General features: G+C 58.8%; 15 protein-coding genes and 1 riboswitch. Of the genes, 4 read left to right on the forward strand and 11 right to left on the reverse strand.

The genetic code is table 11. The annotated features are described in order from the left end of the window. Positions 1 to 176 precede the first annotated feature (176 nt). The 3 genes from JS536_RS04105 to JS536_RS04115 all read right to left on the reverse strand — a co-directional run bounded on the left by JS536_RS04105 (position 177) and on the right by JS536_RS04115 (position 3,395). Positions 177 to 734: a histidine phosphatase family protein gene (locus JS536_RS04105; RefSeq protein ID WP_214304457.1), complete on the reverse strand. Its 558-nt coding sequence runs from the start codon at positions 732 to 734 to the stop codon at positions 177 to 179. A gap of 205 nt (positions 735 to 939) precedes the next feature. Further along, on the reverse strand, positions 940 to 2,019 hold the full coding sequence (locus JS536_RS04110; RefSeq protein WP_214355885.1) for a tRNA (adenine-N1)-methyltransferase: 1,080 nt from the start codon (positions 2,017 to 2,019) through the stop codon (positions 940 to 942). Positions 2,020 to 2,153: 134 nt separating this feature from the next. Then, the gene (locus tag JS536_RS04115; RefSeq protein ID WP_214355886.1) at positions 2,154 to 3,395 is read right to left on the reverse strand and encodes an ATP-binding protein; all 1,242 of its coding nucleotides are present in this window, start codon (positions 3,393 to 3,395) and stop codon (positions 2,154 to 2,156) included. A 272-nt stretch (positions 3,396 to 3,667) separates the two neighbouring features. Between JS536_RS04115 and JS536_RS04120 the strand changes: the two genes are divergently transcribed. Next, entirely contained in the window at positions 3,668 to 4,390 is a 723-nt protein-coding gene (locus JS536_RS04120; protein ID WP_214355887.1) for a dienelactone hydrolase family protein, read from the forward strand. A gap of 6 nt (positions 4,391 to 4,396) precedes the next feature. Here the strand turns inward: JS536_RS04120 and tenA are convergent, their stop codons facing one another. Both tenA and JS536_RS04130 read right to left on the reverse strand, forming a co-directional pair. Then, positions 4,397 to 5,140, reverse strand: coding sequence for a thiaminase II (tenA, locus tag JS536_RS04125; RefSeq protein ID WP_214355888.1), 744 nt, complete (start codon positions 5,138 to 5,140; stop codon positions 4,397 to 4,399). Further along, a riboswitch (TPP riboswitch) is annotated at positions 5,134 to 5,297 on the reverse strand. (Overlaps the previous gene by 7 nt.) A gap of 113 nt (positions 5,298 to 5,410) precedes the next feature. After that, positions 5,411 to 6,154, reverse strand: coding sequence for a putative ABC transporter permease (locus tag JS536_RS04130; protein WP_214355889.1), 744 nt, complete (start codon positions 6,152 to 6,154; stop codon positions 5,411 to 5,413). A gap of 581 nt (positions 6,155 to 6,735) precedes the next feature. Here JS536_RS04130 and JS536_RS04135 point away from each other — a divergent pair. The 3 genes from JS536_RS04135 to JS536_RS04145 all read left to right on the forward strand — a co-directional run bounded on the left by JS536_RS04135 (position 6,736) and on the right by JS536_RS04145 (position 9,630). Beyond that, entirely contained in the window at positions 6,736 to 7,482 is a 747-nt protein-coding gene (locus JS536_RS04135; protein ID WP_214355890.1) for a phosphoesterase, read from the forward strand. A 170-nt stretch (positions 7,483 to 7,652) separates the two neighbouring features. Beyond that, entirely contained in the window at positions 7,653 to 8,507 is an 855-nt protein-coding gene (locus tag JS536_RS04140; protein ID WP_214355891.1) for an aldo/keto reductase, read from the forward strand. 271 nt (positions 8,508 to 8,778) lie between these two features. Continuing rightward, positions 8,779 to 9,630 carry an SDR family oxidoreductase gene (locus JS536_RS04145; protein WP_214355892.1) on the forward strand — a complete coding sequence of 284 codons (852 nt, stop codon included), beginning with the start codon at positions 8,779 to 8,781 and terminating at the stop codon, positions 9,628 to 9,630. A 119-nt stretch (positions 9,631 to 9,749) separates the two neighbouring features. On the opposite strand, the gene JS536_RS04150 is transcribed toward JS536_RS04145, so the two are convergent. From JS536_RS04150 to JS536_RS04175, 6 genes are all read right to left on the reverse strand, one after another. Then, the gene (locus JS536_RS04150) at positions 9,750 to 9,953 is read right to left on the reverse strand and encodes a hypothetical protein (protein ID WP_214355893.1); all 204 of its coding nucleotides are present in this window, start codon (positions 9,951 to 9,953) and stop codon (positions 9,750 to 9,752) included. Positions 9,954 to 9,992: 39 nt separating this feature from the next. Next, positions 9,993 to 10,823, reverse strand: coding sequence for a nitrilase-related carbon-nitrogen hydrolase (locus tag JS536_RS04155; RefSeq protein WP_214355894.1), 831 nt, complete (start codon positions 10,821 to 10,823; stop codon positions 9,993 to 9,995). Positions 10,824 to 10,834: 11 nt separating this feature from the next. Then, positions 10,835 to 11,830 carry a hypothetical protein gene (locus JS536_RS04160; RefSeq protein WP_214355895.1) on the reverse strand — a complete coding sequence of 332 codons (996 nt, stop codon included), beginning with the start codon at positions 11,828 to 11,830 and terminating at the stop codon, positions 10,835 to 10,837. A 24-nt stretch (positions 11,831 to 11,854) separates the two neighbouring features. Then, entirely contained in the window at positions 11,855 to 12,757 is a 903-nt protein-coding gene (locus tag JS536_RS04165) for a TerB family tellurite resistance protein (RefSeq protein ID WP_214355896.1), read from the reverse strand. A gap of 23 nt (positions 12,758 to 12,780) precedes the next feature. Then, on the reverse strand, positions 12,781 to 14,376 hold the full coding sequence (locus JS536_RS04170) for a hypothetical protein (protein ID WP_214355897.1): 1,596 nt from the start codon (positions 14,374 to 14,376) through the stop codon (positions 12,781 to 12,783). A gap of 106 nt (positions 14,377 to 14,482) precedes the next feature. Continuing rightward, a complete protein-coding gene (locus tag JS536_RS04175) occupies positions 14,483 to 15,331 on the reverse strand; it encodes an HAD family hydrolase (protein WP_214355898.1) in 849 nt (282 codons plus the stop codon). Positions 15,332 to 15,550 lie beyond the last annotated feature (219 nt).

A 15,550-nucleotide genomic window follows, 5' to 3' on the forward strand; every position in this document is an offset into this window, starting at 1 on the left:
CCGCGCAAGACGCTCGGGTTCCGGAAACCCTCCGAGGCCATCCTCGACCTGATTAACGCCGCATGATACGATCACACCACCAAATCAAACAGCAACACAGGTGTTGCAACCACCACTAGAATCCGCCCGGCCGGCGGATAAAGACGCCCGAGGCGCGATTCCTCCGAATGAAGATGTCAGTCGAAATCCTTGACGTTGATCACCGCAAGCAGATCGCCGCTGTGCACCTGCCATTCGTCGAACGGCTTGTTGGAGCCCATGATCACCACGCCGGCCGGTGAAAGGCCGAGGTTGAGCAGGTCGAGTCGTTCGGCGTCGGAATCGGCGGAGGCCAGCCACTGGGAGGCGATGGAGACGGTGGGCTCGTGTCCCACGATCATGAAGACGCGGATCTTGGGCTTGACGTGGGCGAGCTCGTCGAACACGGACTGTACACCGCCGTCGTACAGGTTGATGCGGTAGTCCACGATCGGGTCGTCGCCGAAGATCTTGAGCATGCGGTCAAGCGTCTGGCGCGTGCGGGTGGCCGCGGAGCAGGAGATCTGGTCGGGCTTCAGGCCCAGCTCCTCCAGACCCTTGCCCACGATCTTCGCCTGCTTGAGGCCCTTGTCCGTGAGTCGGCGCTCCACATCGCCCTTCTCGCCGAACGGCTCCGCCTTGGCGTGGCGCATGATGACGAGGATGTGCTCGTACTTCTTGGCCGCCTTGGCGACTTTGCTCAGCTTGATACCCATCAATGGCTCCCTTCGAGGGCCCGATTGCGCGACAGCAACGCATACGTGCATGGCATCGCACGGGCATGTGTTACCGTCGCACTGCGGCCGCCCGCCATACGCATCGCACAGCGGGCCGCTTATTCGATTATTCGTGTCCTACCATCATAGGCGAGTGCGGACATCCGTGAAAATATCGGGGCGCGTAGGGGGGGTATCGTATTCGTCATTCGGCCGATTCGCCGCCGATCTCGCCGAGCACACCGACCTGACGATCGAGGTCGCGCAGCACCTTGCGCAGCTTGTGGTCAGAGATGTCGCGCAGCTCCAGCTCCTCCAGACGTGCCTCGCGTTGCTCGTCGGTCAGCTCGTCCACGTCGGTGACGGTGTCCTTGGAGTAGCGTTCGCGCTTCTTCAGCGCCTCGAATCCGGGGGCCATCGCGCGTGAGACCACGAGGAAGCCGGTGTGGCCGATCATCTGATGATCCGGACGCACGGCGAGTCCCTGCGCCTTCCATGTACGCTCCAACGTCTCCTGAATCTGCGGTTCGGTCCAGCAGCCGGCCGCGCGCAGGGCCTCAGCCATGCGGCTCATCTGCGTGGTGGTGGTCACGTACGCCACGAGCACGCCGCCGGGGGCGATCACGCGGTACGCCTGCTCAAGTCGGTTCCACGGGTCAAGCATGTCCAGCATGATGCGGTCGTACCAGTGTTCGGGCAGTTCGGCGGCCACGGAGTCGAAGTCGCCGGTCTTCAGGTCCCACCAGGCCGGCTGCTCGCCGTAATAGAGCGTGGCGTTGGCTTGGGCCACACGCGCGAATTCAGCGCGCAGCTCGATGGTGGTCAGATGGCCGGACGTCCCCACGGCGTCGAGCAGGTTCACGCCCATCGCGCCGGAGCCGGCACCGGATTCCAGCACGCGCATGCCGGAGCGGATGTCGCCGAGCTGGATCACCTGCGCGATGTCCTTGGGATACATGATCTGCGCGCCGCGCGGCATGGACAGCACGTAGTCGGCCAAGCGCGGGCGCATCACCGCGTACTCCCAGCCGCCGATCGCGCGCGAGGACTTCCACGGCTTGTTCCTGTCCTTCTCCGGGTAGACCTGGTTGACCTGCGCCTCGCGCTTGGCGTGCACGGTCACGATCACGGCACCCTCGGACTGGCCGATCACGCTGTCATGCAGGATGAGCCCGTGCTCGGTCTGCGTGGACCCGCCGGCCACCAGCTGATCGGTGATCTTCTTGCCCTTGCGGTCGGTGAACTGCACCTTCTCCCCCGCGCCCAGCGGCCCGCGCCTGACCATAGTCCCTCCTTGAAGTGTCCAATCCGTTCCGATGCGGAAACCCGGAAAACCGTTTTAGTGTAATGCCGGCGCGGGAGAATTGCTCATGATTCTGCTTCGCGCCGACGGACAGCATACTGAAGCATTCCCCATACTCATGCTTCCCACTCATTGCTCAGCAGCCAGTCCAAAGCATATATCTGCTGTATTCCCTCATGAGAGATCGGACGTTCGTCGTCCAACGTAATCAGCATTTTCGGATAGTTGTCCCGCACCGCGCGCAGTGATGACAATTCACGTTCCAATGTATTCGAATCATGCACTGACTCACTGACTTGGTAATACCGGGGTCCTCCCGCACCGTTGGTGATGAAATCGATTTCGCCACCTGCGCCTTGCCCAACGTAGACGTCACCTTCGCGGCGCATCAGTTCGAGGAATACCACATTCTCCAGCAAACGACCGGTGTCGCGGACCTTATTAGAGCAAAGCACTCGCCGTATACCGAGATCCACAGCGTAATACTTGCGTTCCTGTCGTAATGCACGCTTGCCTTTGACATCATAACGCTGTACCGGGTAGAAGATGAATGCCGCCACCAATCCTTCCAGATAATTGGACACCGTGGGTGATGATATCTTCGTTCCCATCGAAGTCATGGCATCCGCAATCGATTTGGGATTCACCAGATTGCCCACATTATCGAATAGGTAACGAGTCACTGTTTCCAATGCGGCGATATTGGAAACACCAAGGCGTGCAGCTACATCTTTGAACAATACGGTATTGAGAATGCCGTCAAGATAGTCATGCAGCATCGTCTCGTCACCGGAAAACCCAACCGTAGCAGGAAGCGCGCCATCATGCAGATATTCCGACCATGCACGTTGTATAGACAGACCGTCGCTGGAACGTGCGCTCCAATACTCGGCGAACGACAAAGGCGTCATGGAGATTTCCACGTATCGGCCGGAAATCAGGGTCGCCAATGTTCCAGAAAGCAGCATGGCATTCGATCCGGTGATGTACAGGTCGATGTCCCCTCTGGCTTGCAGGCTATCAAGCGTTTTTTGGAAGTCCGGCACATTCTGGATCTCGTCAATGAGCACATAGTATCGGCCTGTCGTCAGTCCGAAAGATGCTCCTGACCGGGCACCACATCGGCGAAGAATCTCCTCATACAAATGATGGTATTCAAGTAACGGCTCGTTTTCCAACAGCTCAAGATTGATGTGCACTATGGATTCCGGAGCAACACCATAGTGTTCTATAAGCCGTTGCTTCCACAGCAGCATCAGCGTGGACTTGCCGCATCGACGCACTCCGGTAATTACTTTGACTACGTCACGGTCTTTCCATGCGTCAAGTTTTTGCAAGTACTGCGGTCGACCAATCATCACTTCACCAACCCTATCGCAAATGTATTTGCAATATTATCAGTTTCCACCAGTATTTAAAATAGACTTAAAATAAGCGACGCGATTTCTCTTCGGGCATGTGCATACTACACGGCAGCGAATGCTTCACGCTCAGCAATTCAGCAGTATTCCGCATTAATCCGGCCACCGTGAATCTTCGAAGCCTCCATGCGTTCGATGGTCTGATAAGACAAGGACCATCCAAGACTGCGGATGACCGGCTACACTCGCTAGTCAAGAGGTGATTCACTATGCGTCTTCGGGTGACCAGTCAGATCAACGCGGGCGGCAGCGATCCGCTGTTTGTGATGTTCCATGGGTATGGCAATGACGAAAGCGAGATGGTGCGCATCATCGATGCGGTGTATGCAGACCATGCGGCGAATGATGTGGACCATGCGGCGCACGTTGCGGCCGGCGCGGACGACGCAGCCACCGAAACCGATTCGGTCGACGATGCAGAACCGGCCGAATCATCCGCCGAATCCGCAATCGAACCAAGCTATCTGTCGTTCCGCGGCACGTACGACCGGCCCTATATGGGTGGCACCTACTGGTATCCCGATGGGTGCAGCATCGAGGAACGTCGTCGCGAATGCTCGGCGGTCGGCGAGGCTGTGACGCAGCTGTTGGACTCCCCGATGTTCGCGCATCGCAAGAAAGTGCTGGTCGGCTTCTCGCAGGGCGGGTACCTGTCGTACCGGATGGTCAAGGCGTACCCCGACCTATTCGACGCGGCGGTGCTGCTGAATCCGTCCTTCAAAGGCGAGGAAGCGGCCCGACTTGACTCGTCGACCCGCTTCTTCCTGGCCTATGGCTCGAACGACCACACGATTCCGCTGCTCGACCAGTGCACCGCACGTCAGGTGCTCGACGACGCCGGTCATCTCGAATACCACGGCTACCCCGGCATGGGACACGCCATTTGTGATGAGGAGATCAGAGACATCCGCGCTTTCGTGTGGTCGCTGTAGCCGGCGTCACGCGCGCGGTGCGTCCCACTCCGGCTTCCAGGAGTACTGCATGTCGTAGGCGGAGGCCCAGAACATGTACTCGTTCTGCACGCCGGTGACGAAGATATCCGTCAGCTCGGCCTTGCGCTCCTCGCTCAGGCCCTCCGCCAGCTGCTCGATGTGCGCGATGAGCCATGCGGACGAGCTCCAGAACTCCTCGGTCTTGTACATGTCGACCCAGCTCTTGTACGGGTTGACGTCAAGCGTGTCGGCGAATTCGCGGGCGAGACGCTGGCCATAGTCGGCGTACACCCAGGCGCACGGCAGCACGCCCACCAGGACGTCCACGAGCGGGTTGCCGTAGGCGATGGCGAGGATGTTGGAGGTGTAGGCGCGGGCGAACGCGGACTGGCGGACGTTGTTCATTTCTTCGGCGCTGATGCCGTAGCTGGTCATGTACTTGCGGTGCATGGCGGATTCGACGTTGAAGATGCCGTTCTGCACGTCGGCCATGAACCGCATGATCTCCGGATCCTGCGTCTTGGTGAGCGCGAGCGCGTGGACCTTGGCGTAGTCGTTGAGATAGCGGTAGTCCTGCAGCAGGTAGAACGCGAACTTCTCGCGGGCGAGCGTGCCGTTGCCGAGCTCGCGCAGGAACGGCTGGCTGTAGCCTTCCTCCCACACCTGGTCGGCGGCCTCGCGCAGGCGTTGCGCAAACGGCGGGATATGGTCGAGCGTGATCGGTCCGAATGCGGATGCGTCGAAAGTCATGGGTGATTGCTCCCTTCGATGGTGTTGGCCAACAGGTTCCAAGGGTCAGGCCAGGCCTTTCTCAACCCGCCGGCCGGCCGACTATTCAGCCGATGAACGCACGGCACGGCAAGCGCTCGTACGTTCGGTTCCGATGAGGGTTCCCCTGCAACGCCGCCCATTATACGTTGCATACGACTGCGGGTCGAGGGTCAGGCTGGGAATATGACATCGCGGGCATAATCGCTCCGATATCGGGCGAATCGGGCCTCACCGGACACCAAGCGTCCGTCACCAGCCGCGACGCTCCAGTATCCTGCGGACGCGGGAGGCAATGTCCGGGTTACGCAGCGAGGTCAGACCCGGGAAAATGCGCACCAGTCGGCGCTGCTGCCAGCTGAGCGAACGGGTGAGCATTTCGTCGGCCATGTCGATGCGCGTGTCGATGGCTTCGATCTGCTCGAGCTTGAGTATCTTGATCTGTTCGGATACGCGCGCGAGGCGGGAATCGAAGCTGTGCAGGCCGGCCTGGGTGATCGCCCAGTCCACCGCCGTGGCCACGAACAGCACGGACGCCGCGATGCCGGTCACAAGGTTCGGCCATGATTCCACGATGGCCGTCATCCACGGCTGGACCACCAGCACCACGGCAGTGGCCCCGGCTCCGAATGCCAGGAATCCGTTGAGGTACACGCGACCGTTGATGTTGAACGGTTTGCCCGTGTAATCCCAGAACCGCACATGGTACAGTTTCTCGATGGCCCACGACGAGGCGTACTCCAGCGTGCAGGCGATCACACCGCTGGAAAGGAACAACGCAACCGGGTCACGCACGTCATGCAACAGTCCCAGTACCAAGAGGGCGCCGAACCCGTAGATCGGGCAGATAGGACCATTGAGCATGCCGCGATCCTCGAACCGTTTGCGCAGCACCACGCTGAGCATCGTCTCCCATGCCCAGCCCACGAACGAGTACGCCGTCCAGTAGAGGAACCATCGCGCCATGACCAACAACAACGCCGGCAACGTTTCCATGTGCATCCTTCCCGTGGAATCCGTGATATTGACAGCTTAAAACCAAATCCGCATCTCCCCTGATTCCTGGCTTTGGCTGTCGGGCATCGGCCATCGGCTGCCATCATGATTCAGCGTGGCAATTCCGGTACGAAATGACTGAATCATCTCGCTGAGTGCGGTGTCCGAGGGGCTGGATGGTCATATGCCAACCGTTTTGCCGCGGTGTCGGACTCCGCAGCGCAGCGAATCAGTCATTCGATAGCGGATTCGCTCCGTTCACAGGTATTCAGCGAGGCGAATCCGATACCTACCGCCATGTTCGCCGCGTCAGAGCTCCCTCTCCGCGGCAAATCGGGCATCAGATAACGAATCCGCCCCGCCGACGACCCGCCCAGCGCGGTATTCCGCCATCAGGTGCCTACAATTACCCGTCCGAAGATGCCCGAAGACAAAAACCACCCGCCTTCCCTTCCAATTGACCGGAATCATGTCGACGTCCTCCCCAAGGCCACCGCGCACACCTATTCTGAAAGCTGGAACGGATGCATCGAAGCCTCAACCGTAAACGCCAAACGCCAGGAAGGAACGAAGGAAAAACAATGCAATACTTCACCACGGACACGCATTTCGGACATCCTCTGGTCACGGTGCTGCGCGGGTTCACCACGTTCGATCCGAACGGTTCGACCTATCGGGACATCCTGCATGCCCATGGCCGCAAAGCCGCCGAGGACTGGGCCAGGCAGACCACGCTCGATTCGGACCTCACCTTCCGCGAGGCAGCCGATACCGACGCACATGATCAAGCGGTGATTGACAACATCAACGCTTCAGTCGGACCGGATGACGAACTCTGGATCCTCGGTGATATCGGTTTCCGCACCTCCCTGAACCATCTCAAGGCCTGTCTGCGGGGGCTCAGATGCAGGCACCTGCACGGCATCATCGGCAACCACGACGACTGGTGGCTCGGCGACCGCCCGGCACGCAACCTGTTCGAGACGCTCGAGGCCAACGGTTCAGCCACGATCGAGGGCCTCGGCGCGGTCAATCTGTCGCATTTCCCATACCGGGAGGACCTCGCATACGGCTGGCCGGACGACGTGGCGAAGTACAGCGGGAAGGCATTGCCGTTCGACGGCCGCAGACTCCTGTACGGGCACACCCATCAGCTCTCCCCCGATGGGGCGCGACCGGAGTCGGTCAATGTCGGACTTGATGCTTGGGACCTGCGTCCGGTAAGCGAGTCACAGATCATCGCATGGTTCAACGACTGGCCAACGGCGCATGGGATGGACGGTGACGCCTCACCTTCTCCCGTATCGCTCGACATGCCCACGTTCTGAAGGCAAGCTTCCGTCGATTCGATGCCATCCGGCCATACCGCAACAGTCAATCGGCTCCCGGCTTAACAAGAACACGACGAGTACAGTGGTGCGTGGCAGGGCATCCGCCCGGCGCAAACCTCGGTTCCCGCCCATTCGCGTGGGGCAGGCACAACGGCAAAGGAGCGATTATGACGCTTATGGAACCACCGGCGATCCCGGTGCGCAAGGCTCATGATGGGCTGGAGCTTCCGGCCATCGGTTTCGGCACGTATAAGGTCAACGGTTTCGCCGGCGTGGGGGCCATCAAGTCGGCGCTTGAGGTCGGCTACCGTCTCATCGATTCCGCATTCAACTACGAGAACGAGGGCATCGTGGGCAAGGCCATCCGCGAATCGGAGGTGCCACGCGAGGACATCATCGTGGCCTCGAAGCTGCCGGGCCGCCACCACCAGTATGATGAAGCGCGCGCGACCATCGAGGAATCGGTGGCGCGCATGGGCCTCGACTACATCGACCTGTACCTCATCCACTGGCCGAACCCCTCGCAAGGCCAGTTCGTGGAAGCATGGCAGGCATTGGTCGATGCGCAAAAACAAGGCATTGTGAAGCATATCGGCGTAAGCAACTTCCTGCCCGGCCATATCGATCTGCTGATTCGCGCCACTGGTGTGACTCCGGCCGTGAATCAGGTGGAATTGCATCCGTTCTTCCAGCAGAACGAGCAGCGCGCCTACGACGACGCGCATGGCATCATCACCGAGGCGTGGAGTCCGCTTGGCCGCGCCAACCAGATGTTGAAGGATCCGACCATCGTGCGCATCGCCGAAAAACACGGCGTCTCCCCGGTGGCCGCCATTCTGCGCTGGCATCTGCAGCTGGGCGATGTGGCGATTCCGAAGTCCATGCACGCCGAACGTCAGCGCGCGAACCTCGATCTGACCGGTTTCGCGCTGGATGAGCAGGACATGCAGGACATCGCCGCGATGGACAATCCGGAAGGGTACACCTTCGGCCAGAACCCGCATTGGCATGAAGAGGCGTGAGCACAATCGCGTAAGCCCGACTACCTGATTACCTGGCTGTCTGATGGCCCGCTCAGCCGCCGTCAATCGCACATTGGCCGGGAGCCGGCTCATCAGCTCGTCTGGTGAGATGAATCGAGTCTCCGGTAGCGTCATTCCTGTCCATTCGACGGAGTATTCGCTACCGGAGATTTTCGTTTGCGCAATCCCATATTCATCAGACCTCTTGTGGTACGCTCGCTCTGACGATGGCGACGATGACGCCGCCACACGAACAGAACGGAGGAACCGTATGACCGACGCCGCAATCTTCGACCAGTACCCGCTCGATCAGTGGAAGGACCCCGCCCATCGCATCATGGACCGGTTCTCGCTCAAGGGCAAGAAGGGCTTCGTCACCGGCGGCGCAGGCGGTCTCGGCCGCAACGTGGCCGCCGCATGGGCCGAGGCGGGTGCCGACGTGGCGATCGTCGACCTGCCGCGCACCAAGGAGACGCTGGAGCCGCTCGCACAGGAACTGTCCGAGCGATACGGTGTAAAGGTCGTGCCGCTGTACTGCGATGTTTCCGATAGGGAGCAGGTCGATGTACTGAAGACTTCGCTCGTTGATGAGCTCGGCACCGTGGATGTCGCGTTCATCAACGCCGGCGTGAACGTGCCCGGCGACGACGCGGACGAACCGTACGAGGTCTGGCAGAAGACCATCGACATCAACCTGACCGGCGCGTACCTGACCGCGCAGATCGCGCAGCACATCATGCGCGAGCACGGCCATGGCGGCTCTCTGGTGTTCACCTCATCGCTGTCCGCACACAATGCGAACTTCATCGCCGGCGGCCCCTCCCCCGTCGCCGCGTACGGCGCGTCCAAGGCCGGCATCTACGAGTACGCTCGCTATCTGGCAGCCGCGCTGGCCCCGTATGGCATCCGCTCGAACGCGGTCTCGCCCGGCTACGTGTGGTCCGGCATCTTCGAGGGTCGCATCGTGCCCGAGGCGCATGACGTGATGACCGCTCCCGTGCCGATGCATCGATTCGGCACCAACGAGGAGATCGCCACCGCGGTGCTCTTCCTCGCCAGCGACGCTTCATCGTACGTCACCGGCACCAACCTTCAGGTGGACGGCGGCTACTCCGTGTACTAATCGCTCACCAATTCAGCTCCCCTGCCGGCTAATGCCGAGTCCACGCAACTTCGGCTCCCCTTGTCAGGGGAGCTGTCGGCGCAAGCCGACTGAGGGGTAGTTTCTACGGCACACTCAGCTCAACTCTCCTGCCGGCTGATGCCGCCTTTGTGACCGGTCGCTTTGAACGGCTGTGCGTGACGCATCGACGTGTTCGATGTGCCGAGTACAGCCGATTTGTTTGCATGCGCATTGCCGCCATTCATCTGATTGCCGCCGCTCTTCGCGCGCCCCGAAACACTCATGTTCTTGGCCTGCAACGCCTTCACCCATCGCTCATCCATGCACGCATCACCTTGTCATTCCATCATTCAGCAGACCATCTATCGTAATTGAGGATCAGCGAAACGACGATTGCTCAGCACGGGTAGTGTTTGCCGTGCTGATTCGAGAGCGTTGCGGTCAAGGTTGGCGGCAATCAGTTCCGCGGCACTGTCGCCAGCTTCGGCGAGCACTTCGCCAAGTGGACTGATGATGCGACTGCAGCCGATGTTGCGGCTGCTTACCTCGCTGCAAGCCAGCACATAGCACGTGTTCTCCACCGCCCGCGCGGCAGTCATCAGCTTCCAGTGATATTCCTTGAGCGGGCCTTGCACCCATGCTGCCGCGACCACAATCGCATCCGCTCCTCGAACGGCTAGGGAACGCGCGGCTTCAGGGAAGCGCACGTCATAGCAGGTCATGACACCGACGCGCCACCCATCGATATCGATGATGGGCGGCAATGTCTCGCCGGGTTCGACCACTGCGGATTCCTCGGCCGAGAACGCATCATACAAGTGCAGTTTCCGGTATGATGCCACGATTTCGCCGTCTCGAATCGCCAGGAACACATTGGATACGCGTGAGTCTTCTGCACCTTCAACTGGAGCAACATGAACCGTGCCCATCAACGTGATGTTGTGTTTAGCGCTGATGGTTGTGAGTCCGGAGACGAACGGTCCATCCATGGGCTGTGCGTGCGCTGCCGCGAACGCATCATCGTCGCCATCGCGTGCGATCAGTCCTTCGGGAAGCACCAGCAATCGCGCACCTTGGGCGGCTGCCTCGCCAGCGAATCCGTCGATGATCTCGAGATTGCGCTCCGGTTCCCGTGCCACAGTGAACTGCGCCACGGTTACCGGCAGCCTGGTAGCGCATCCATCGTTTCTCATACGGCCGCCAGTCACTCGCCGAGTTCCTGTTGCACAAGAGCTGCGGACTGCGCGGTGAGCGCTCCGTTTTCAGACAATAACGGCGTATCCAATACCGCTTTTATGGAGGCAGCAGTGGAGGCCGCCGCCGCTACACTATGCTTGCTTTCGAGCGTAAATTGCGAATAATCAACACCCTCGGTATCGAGGATGTGCTCCAATTCGTAAATCAGCGGTAGGAATTTCGCGTCCAACCGAGCCAAGAGCGCATAGAACATGGAGCTGCGACGACGGATGGCAACGCACTGATCGCTTCCGGCCATCATTTCTTCGCAGTACTGGTCGGTTTTGGCCGACTGGGTTTTCGCCTCTTCGAGGTTTTTACCACCTTTGGCACCGACGATGGCACCCATCACCAGCAGTGCTGGCCCAGCCACCAATCCTCCCAGAACGGCAGCTCCTCCGGCAACACCCATTCCGCCGGCGGCCAAAGAACCGCCACCGAAGAACGCCAGCGTGGCATTGGAAGCTGCAGCGCCACTCAATGCGCTAATGGCGGTTCCAGTGGATGCCGTGGCAAACGTAGTGGCCGCACTATAGGCGCCAAATGCGGTAAGTGCCCCGCTCGCAATCCCCGTGATACCGCCTTGCAGAAGAGAGGACGCCATATTGCCCATGGATTCAAGCTCTTCAAAAGCGGCTTTATCGATACGAAGCTTCTCCAGTTCATCCAGGCCTTCCGGCGGCGTGAAATCCACGTTCTTCAGTTGGCCGAACGCGTTGAGGAAGCGTCTCATATTCCCATCCAGCACAATGATCTTCTCTTTACCGAGCGCATTGAGCGATTGCGAACACTGCTTGCGAAGTTGTTCGAGACGGTTGGCGGCCCACTGAATGCGATTATTGGAGTTGACATTCAGACGGTCGGCTTTGAACTGATCCAGACCACCCTTGGCACCCATTCCGACTCCGGCAATACCGCCGACAGCGGCAAGACCCATGAATAATGGTGCGATGAAAACCGGCATGTTTTCTCTCCTTCTTTGAGTGTTTTACCGCTTGCCGCCGAATAATCCGCCAACGAAACCTTTCACCGCGTTGGCTGCATTCCCGACCTGTTTTTGCGCTTCCTTCGCTGCCTGATCAGCTTGTTTACGCACTTCATCTCCAACCGGATTCAGCGCATCGCCAACCGTTTTCACAGCGGAGCTAACAGCATCACCAGCCTGTGCCACACCAGGAACATTGGCGACGGCATGCTTCACCGTATCGGCTGCCTCCTGCATACCTTGTTGTACCTGTCCAACCACTGGAGACACTGCCTTGTCAACATTCTCCTTGGCGATATCGAATACATCCTTTTGCACGGTCATGGCCGCAGGTGCTTGAGGAACCATTTCATCCGCCACCAGCTGAGTCGCCGCCAGTTGGATTGCCTCTTCCCGCTCGCGAAGAGTCTCCACCACAGGCTGCACTTCAGCATACGGGCGATCCGATGACGTGATCCATGCCAGTTCCTCACGTACCGACTGAGCGGCTCTCATCAGGTGTTCCATCTCAGGATAGATGGAGCGTTCCTTGATAACCGTTCTCGCAATATGCTGAATCAGCTTTCGCTCAACCTGATCGTAGTCTCCATCCGCATACGCCACTGCAAGCATGTTCCACAGCAGCAGGCGGGATGCCACGCCATCTCCCGAATCAGCATGATTCGACAAAGCCTTATCGGCCCCTTCGACGATCACGTCATACCAGTCGTCATCCTTACCGGCATACTGTGATAAGTAATCATCACAGGAATGCACCAATCGGTCAGCGTATTCATGGAAATGATCGTTGTCTAATTCCTTGCCGATGTCGTTGAACCGTTCTATTTCTTCGGCTTTCACGGATCCATCCACGGCCATCAGATAATAGAATGCTTGCAAAGCAGCCTTACGCTGAATGTAGGTCATTGCATCCCTGCCTTTCTATAGAACTAGAGAACGAAGTCGTCATCGGAGTTCATCAGGTCATCGAACTCCTGCTGGGCACGGAATCGCGGTTGATATCCCAAAGCCTCCTGCACCACAGCATTACCGACAAGATACCCGTTGATGTCGTTCGCGAGTATCGCTTCATCCATGGCCTCGAAGCCTGCATTGAAGGTTTCCGTCTGATCGGCCAGATACGTATCGACCGCAGTATTGAAGTCTTTACGATACCGGCGGATAAGTTCAACGGCTTCGGCACACTCCTGCTCCACGCGAATACGTTCCTCTTTCGCCATATCATATTCGCGTAATGCCGTTGCAAGCTCTTCATATACGGCGATGGCAGCGGTATAGCCAAGCGTACTGCCCAGCATGCCAGCGGCAATCGCGGCGGCCCCAGTGATTCCAGCGGCGCTGACAGCGGACGTCGCTACGGCCGTGCCCATTACCGCACCTATTTGCCCTAGCCCCTGCTGCCCCATGTGTTCGATGCATTGCGCTGCCGTCAACTCGCCACGGCAATACCCGGAAATAGCTTTCGACACGTCAACGGTCGTGGAGACCAGCGTCGCCGCAACATTGGTCTTGGATAGACTCCGCACGTATCCGTTCGACGCATTCTGCATCGCGCCTTTGATGGCGGTGCCTGAAAATGCCGTGACATAGCTGAATGCCGCGGCTGTCGCGGTATCCGCTCCCACGCGTTTCGCCGCCTCTTGCGGCTCAATAGTGCCGTTGATGCAGCCGACCAGATTACGAACCAGCGAGGTCCCACTACCAATCAACGCACCGGTTTTCGCTTGAGCCATACCGGAACGATGTGCCAATTTGGCCACGTCCTTCGCCACTGTGAGCTTCGGGTGCATAACCGCCTGCTCGGCTTCGCGTTTGGTGAGTCCGCTTTTGCGCAGGCTCTTCTTAATGGTTTGGAGCTTATCGATCTCTTGCTGAACGCGTTCAGAGGATGCTTCCGTGAGTTGTCCCGAATCCAGTTTGCGTTGCATGCTGTGAATCTGGGCGTCAATGCCATCCGGCCCCGCGCCCATCAGCACGTCATAGTAATCATCTGGAATATCCATGATGACACCGCTGTCGCGATACTTTGCGTACTCTTTGCTTTTCAAAGCCTTCAGTAGAGCTTTGGGATCGCTACCCACGAATTTCATCTGAGACTCGGAACCAGCCAGAATGTTCCCGGAAGCATCAATCTCAACGATGTCGACAATCGGATCGTTGGCCTTGCCCTTCACTGCGTCGTAGCGCTTGAAACGTTCCGATTCGCCATTGATAATGCGGTCGGCATTCCTCCGGGCGGATGACTCGACTTCCGCGCTAAAACCAGCTAGCTGCTTCACTCCTTGTCTGTCCGCCAAATCAGCGTTGGCTTTCAGACTATTATGCGGCACTGGTTTGCCGTCAACGGCACCTGCTTCATAATCCTTGCCAGCGTATGCCACAAGATGCTCTTTGGCAGCGGAGCCAAAGCGTTGCACCGTTTCCGCAGCGGCTCCTTCCAAAGCCTTCTGCACAATGCGGCGTTCCTGCTCATGCTGCGATTCATGATTCGTGGGCGTGACGTCGTTGTCAGCCTTTGCGACCAAAGTATGCTCCTTCCACCAACAAAGCCTTACCGTAGCGTTGCCGTCTGCGTACTCCCTTGCTATCGATGGTATGCCAGATGTTTCATCGCGGTAAAAATTTTCCCTGTCACACCAGCCCAAGGGCGCGGAAAGCGTTGGCGAGGCCGTTGTCATGGATATCGGTGGTTTGCAGATTGCAGAACTGTTCGATGCCGTGAATCGCGTTGCCCATTGCCACGGACGTGCCCGCGGCCTTCAGCATGGCAGTGTCGTTGTCCGAATCACCGATGGCAATCGTGTCGGCAATAGTGTAGCCGAGCGCGTCGGCCACATTGCGCACAGCAGTGCCTTTATCGATGCCGTTGATCAACAGTTCGCCATTGTTCGGAGAGATCTTGTCGTACGAGCCGTGCACGGTTTCGAACCAGGGCGACAGATCACGCTTGGTCTGCTCAAACGTCACATCCGGGTTCGGACCGGTGAAATACGAGCCTTTGCTGACCTTGATGGTCTCGCCCAGCGTGGAGCCGAACGGCACCTCCACTTCGTCGATACGATGCCAGAACTTCGCGAACTCACCGCGGTTGAATGCTTTGCCTTTGGACTCCAAATGACGGCGGTAGCCTTCGGAAATATACATGCCGTCAGCGCCCTGCCATTGATAGCTTTCAATGTGGTGCAGCTTGAAGTATTCCATCGCCGCATCCACGGCCTCGGCCGGTACGAGGTGCTGGAACAGCACCTTATCCCCCACGTTCGCCTGCGCACCGGCTACGGACACCACGCCGTCGAAACCGAGATCCAGGATGCTGCGTTCGATCTTCGGCAGGGAACGACCGGTGCAGATGAACAGCTTGTGCCCGTTGGCCTGCGCCTTGCGGCACGCGGCCTTCGCCGATTCCGGCACGACGTGCTTCTCGTCCGCCAACGTGCCGTCGATGTCGATGAACACCAGTTTGCTTGAGACCATTGCCATCCTCCATTCCGAGGCCCGACCGATTATCCGCCTGTATCCTACCAGTGATGTCACCGTTCAAGCATGACTTGGCAACCAGCAACGGACGGAATCAAAAAGGCTCTGTTAAAACAAGATTGACATGTCCCTTATTCTTGGCTCCCCTTGTCAGGGGAGCTGTCGGCGGAGCCGACTGAGGGGTAGCCCGGTGGAATTCATGTCAATCTTGGTTTAACAGAG

This window comes from Bifidobacterium sp. SO4, from assembly GCF_018555355.1.
Lineage (GTDB): Bacteria > Actinomycetota > Actinomycetes > Actinomycetales > Bifidobacteriaceae > Bifidobacterium > Bifidobacterium miconisargentati.

Bases quoted from the DNA above. Each gene is read 5' to 3' on its own strand.
- JS536_RS04105 (WP_214304457.1), bottom strand. From the start codon at position 734: ATGGGTATCAAGCTGAGCAAAGTCGCCAAGGCGGCCAAGAAGTACGAG.
- JS536_RS04110 (WP_214355885.1), bottom strand. From the start codon at position 2,019: ATGGTCAGGCGCGGGCCGCTGGGCGCGGGGGAGAAGGTGCAGTTCACC.
- JS536_RS04115 (WP_214355886.1), bottom strand. From the start codon at position 3,395: ATGATTGGTCGACCGCAGTACTTGCAAAAACTTGACGCATGGAAAGAC.
- JS536_RS04120 (WP_214355887.1), top strand. From the start codon at position 3,668: ATGCGTCTTCGGGTGACCAGTCAGATCAACGCGGGCGGCAGCGATCCG.
- tenA (WP_214355888.1), bottom strand. From the start codon at position 5,140: ATGACTTTCGACGCATCCGCATTCGGACCGATCACGCTCGACCATATC.
- JS536_RS04130 (WP_214355889.1), bottom strand. From the start codon at position 6,154: ATGGAAACGTTGCCGGCGTTGTTGTTGGTCATGGCGCGATGGTTCCTC.
- JS536_RS04135 (WP_214355890.1), top strand. From the start codon at position 6,736: ATGCAATACTTCACCACGGACACGCATTTCGGACATCCTCTGGTCACG.
- JS536_RS04140 (WP_214355891.1), top strand. From the start codon at position 7,653: ATGACGCTTATGGAACCACCGGCGATCCCGGTGCGCAAGGCTCATGAT.
- JS536_RS04145 (WP_214355892.1), top strand. From the start codon at position 8,779: ATGACCGACGCCGCAATCTTCGACCAGTACCCGCTCGATCAGTGGAAG.
- JS536_RS04150 (WP_214355893.1), bottom strand. From the start codon at position 9,953: ATGGATGAGCGATGGGTGAAGGCGTTGCAGGCCAAGAACATGAGTGTT.
- JS536_RS04155 (WP_214355894.1), bottom strand. From the start codon at position 10,823: ATGAGAAACGATGGATGCGCTACCAGGCTGCCGGTAACCGTGGCGCAG.
- JS536_RS04160 (WP_214355895.1), bottom strand. From the start codon at position 11,830: ATGCCGGTTTTCATCGCACCATTATTCATGGGTCTTGCCGCTGTCGGC.
- JS536_RS04165 (WP_214355896.1), bottom strand. From the start codon at position 12,757: ATGACCTACATTCAGCGTAAGGCTGCTTTGCAAGCATTCTATTATCTG.
- JS536_RS04175 (WP_214355898.1), bottom strand. From the start codon at position 15,331: ATGGCAATGGTCTCAAGCAAACTGGTGTTCATCGACATCGACGGCACG.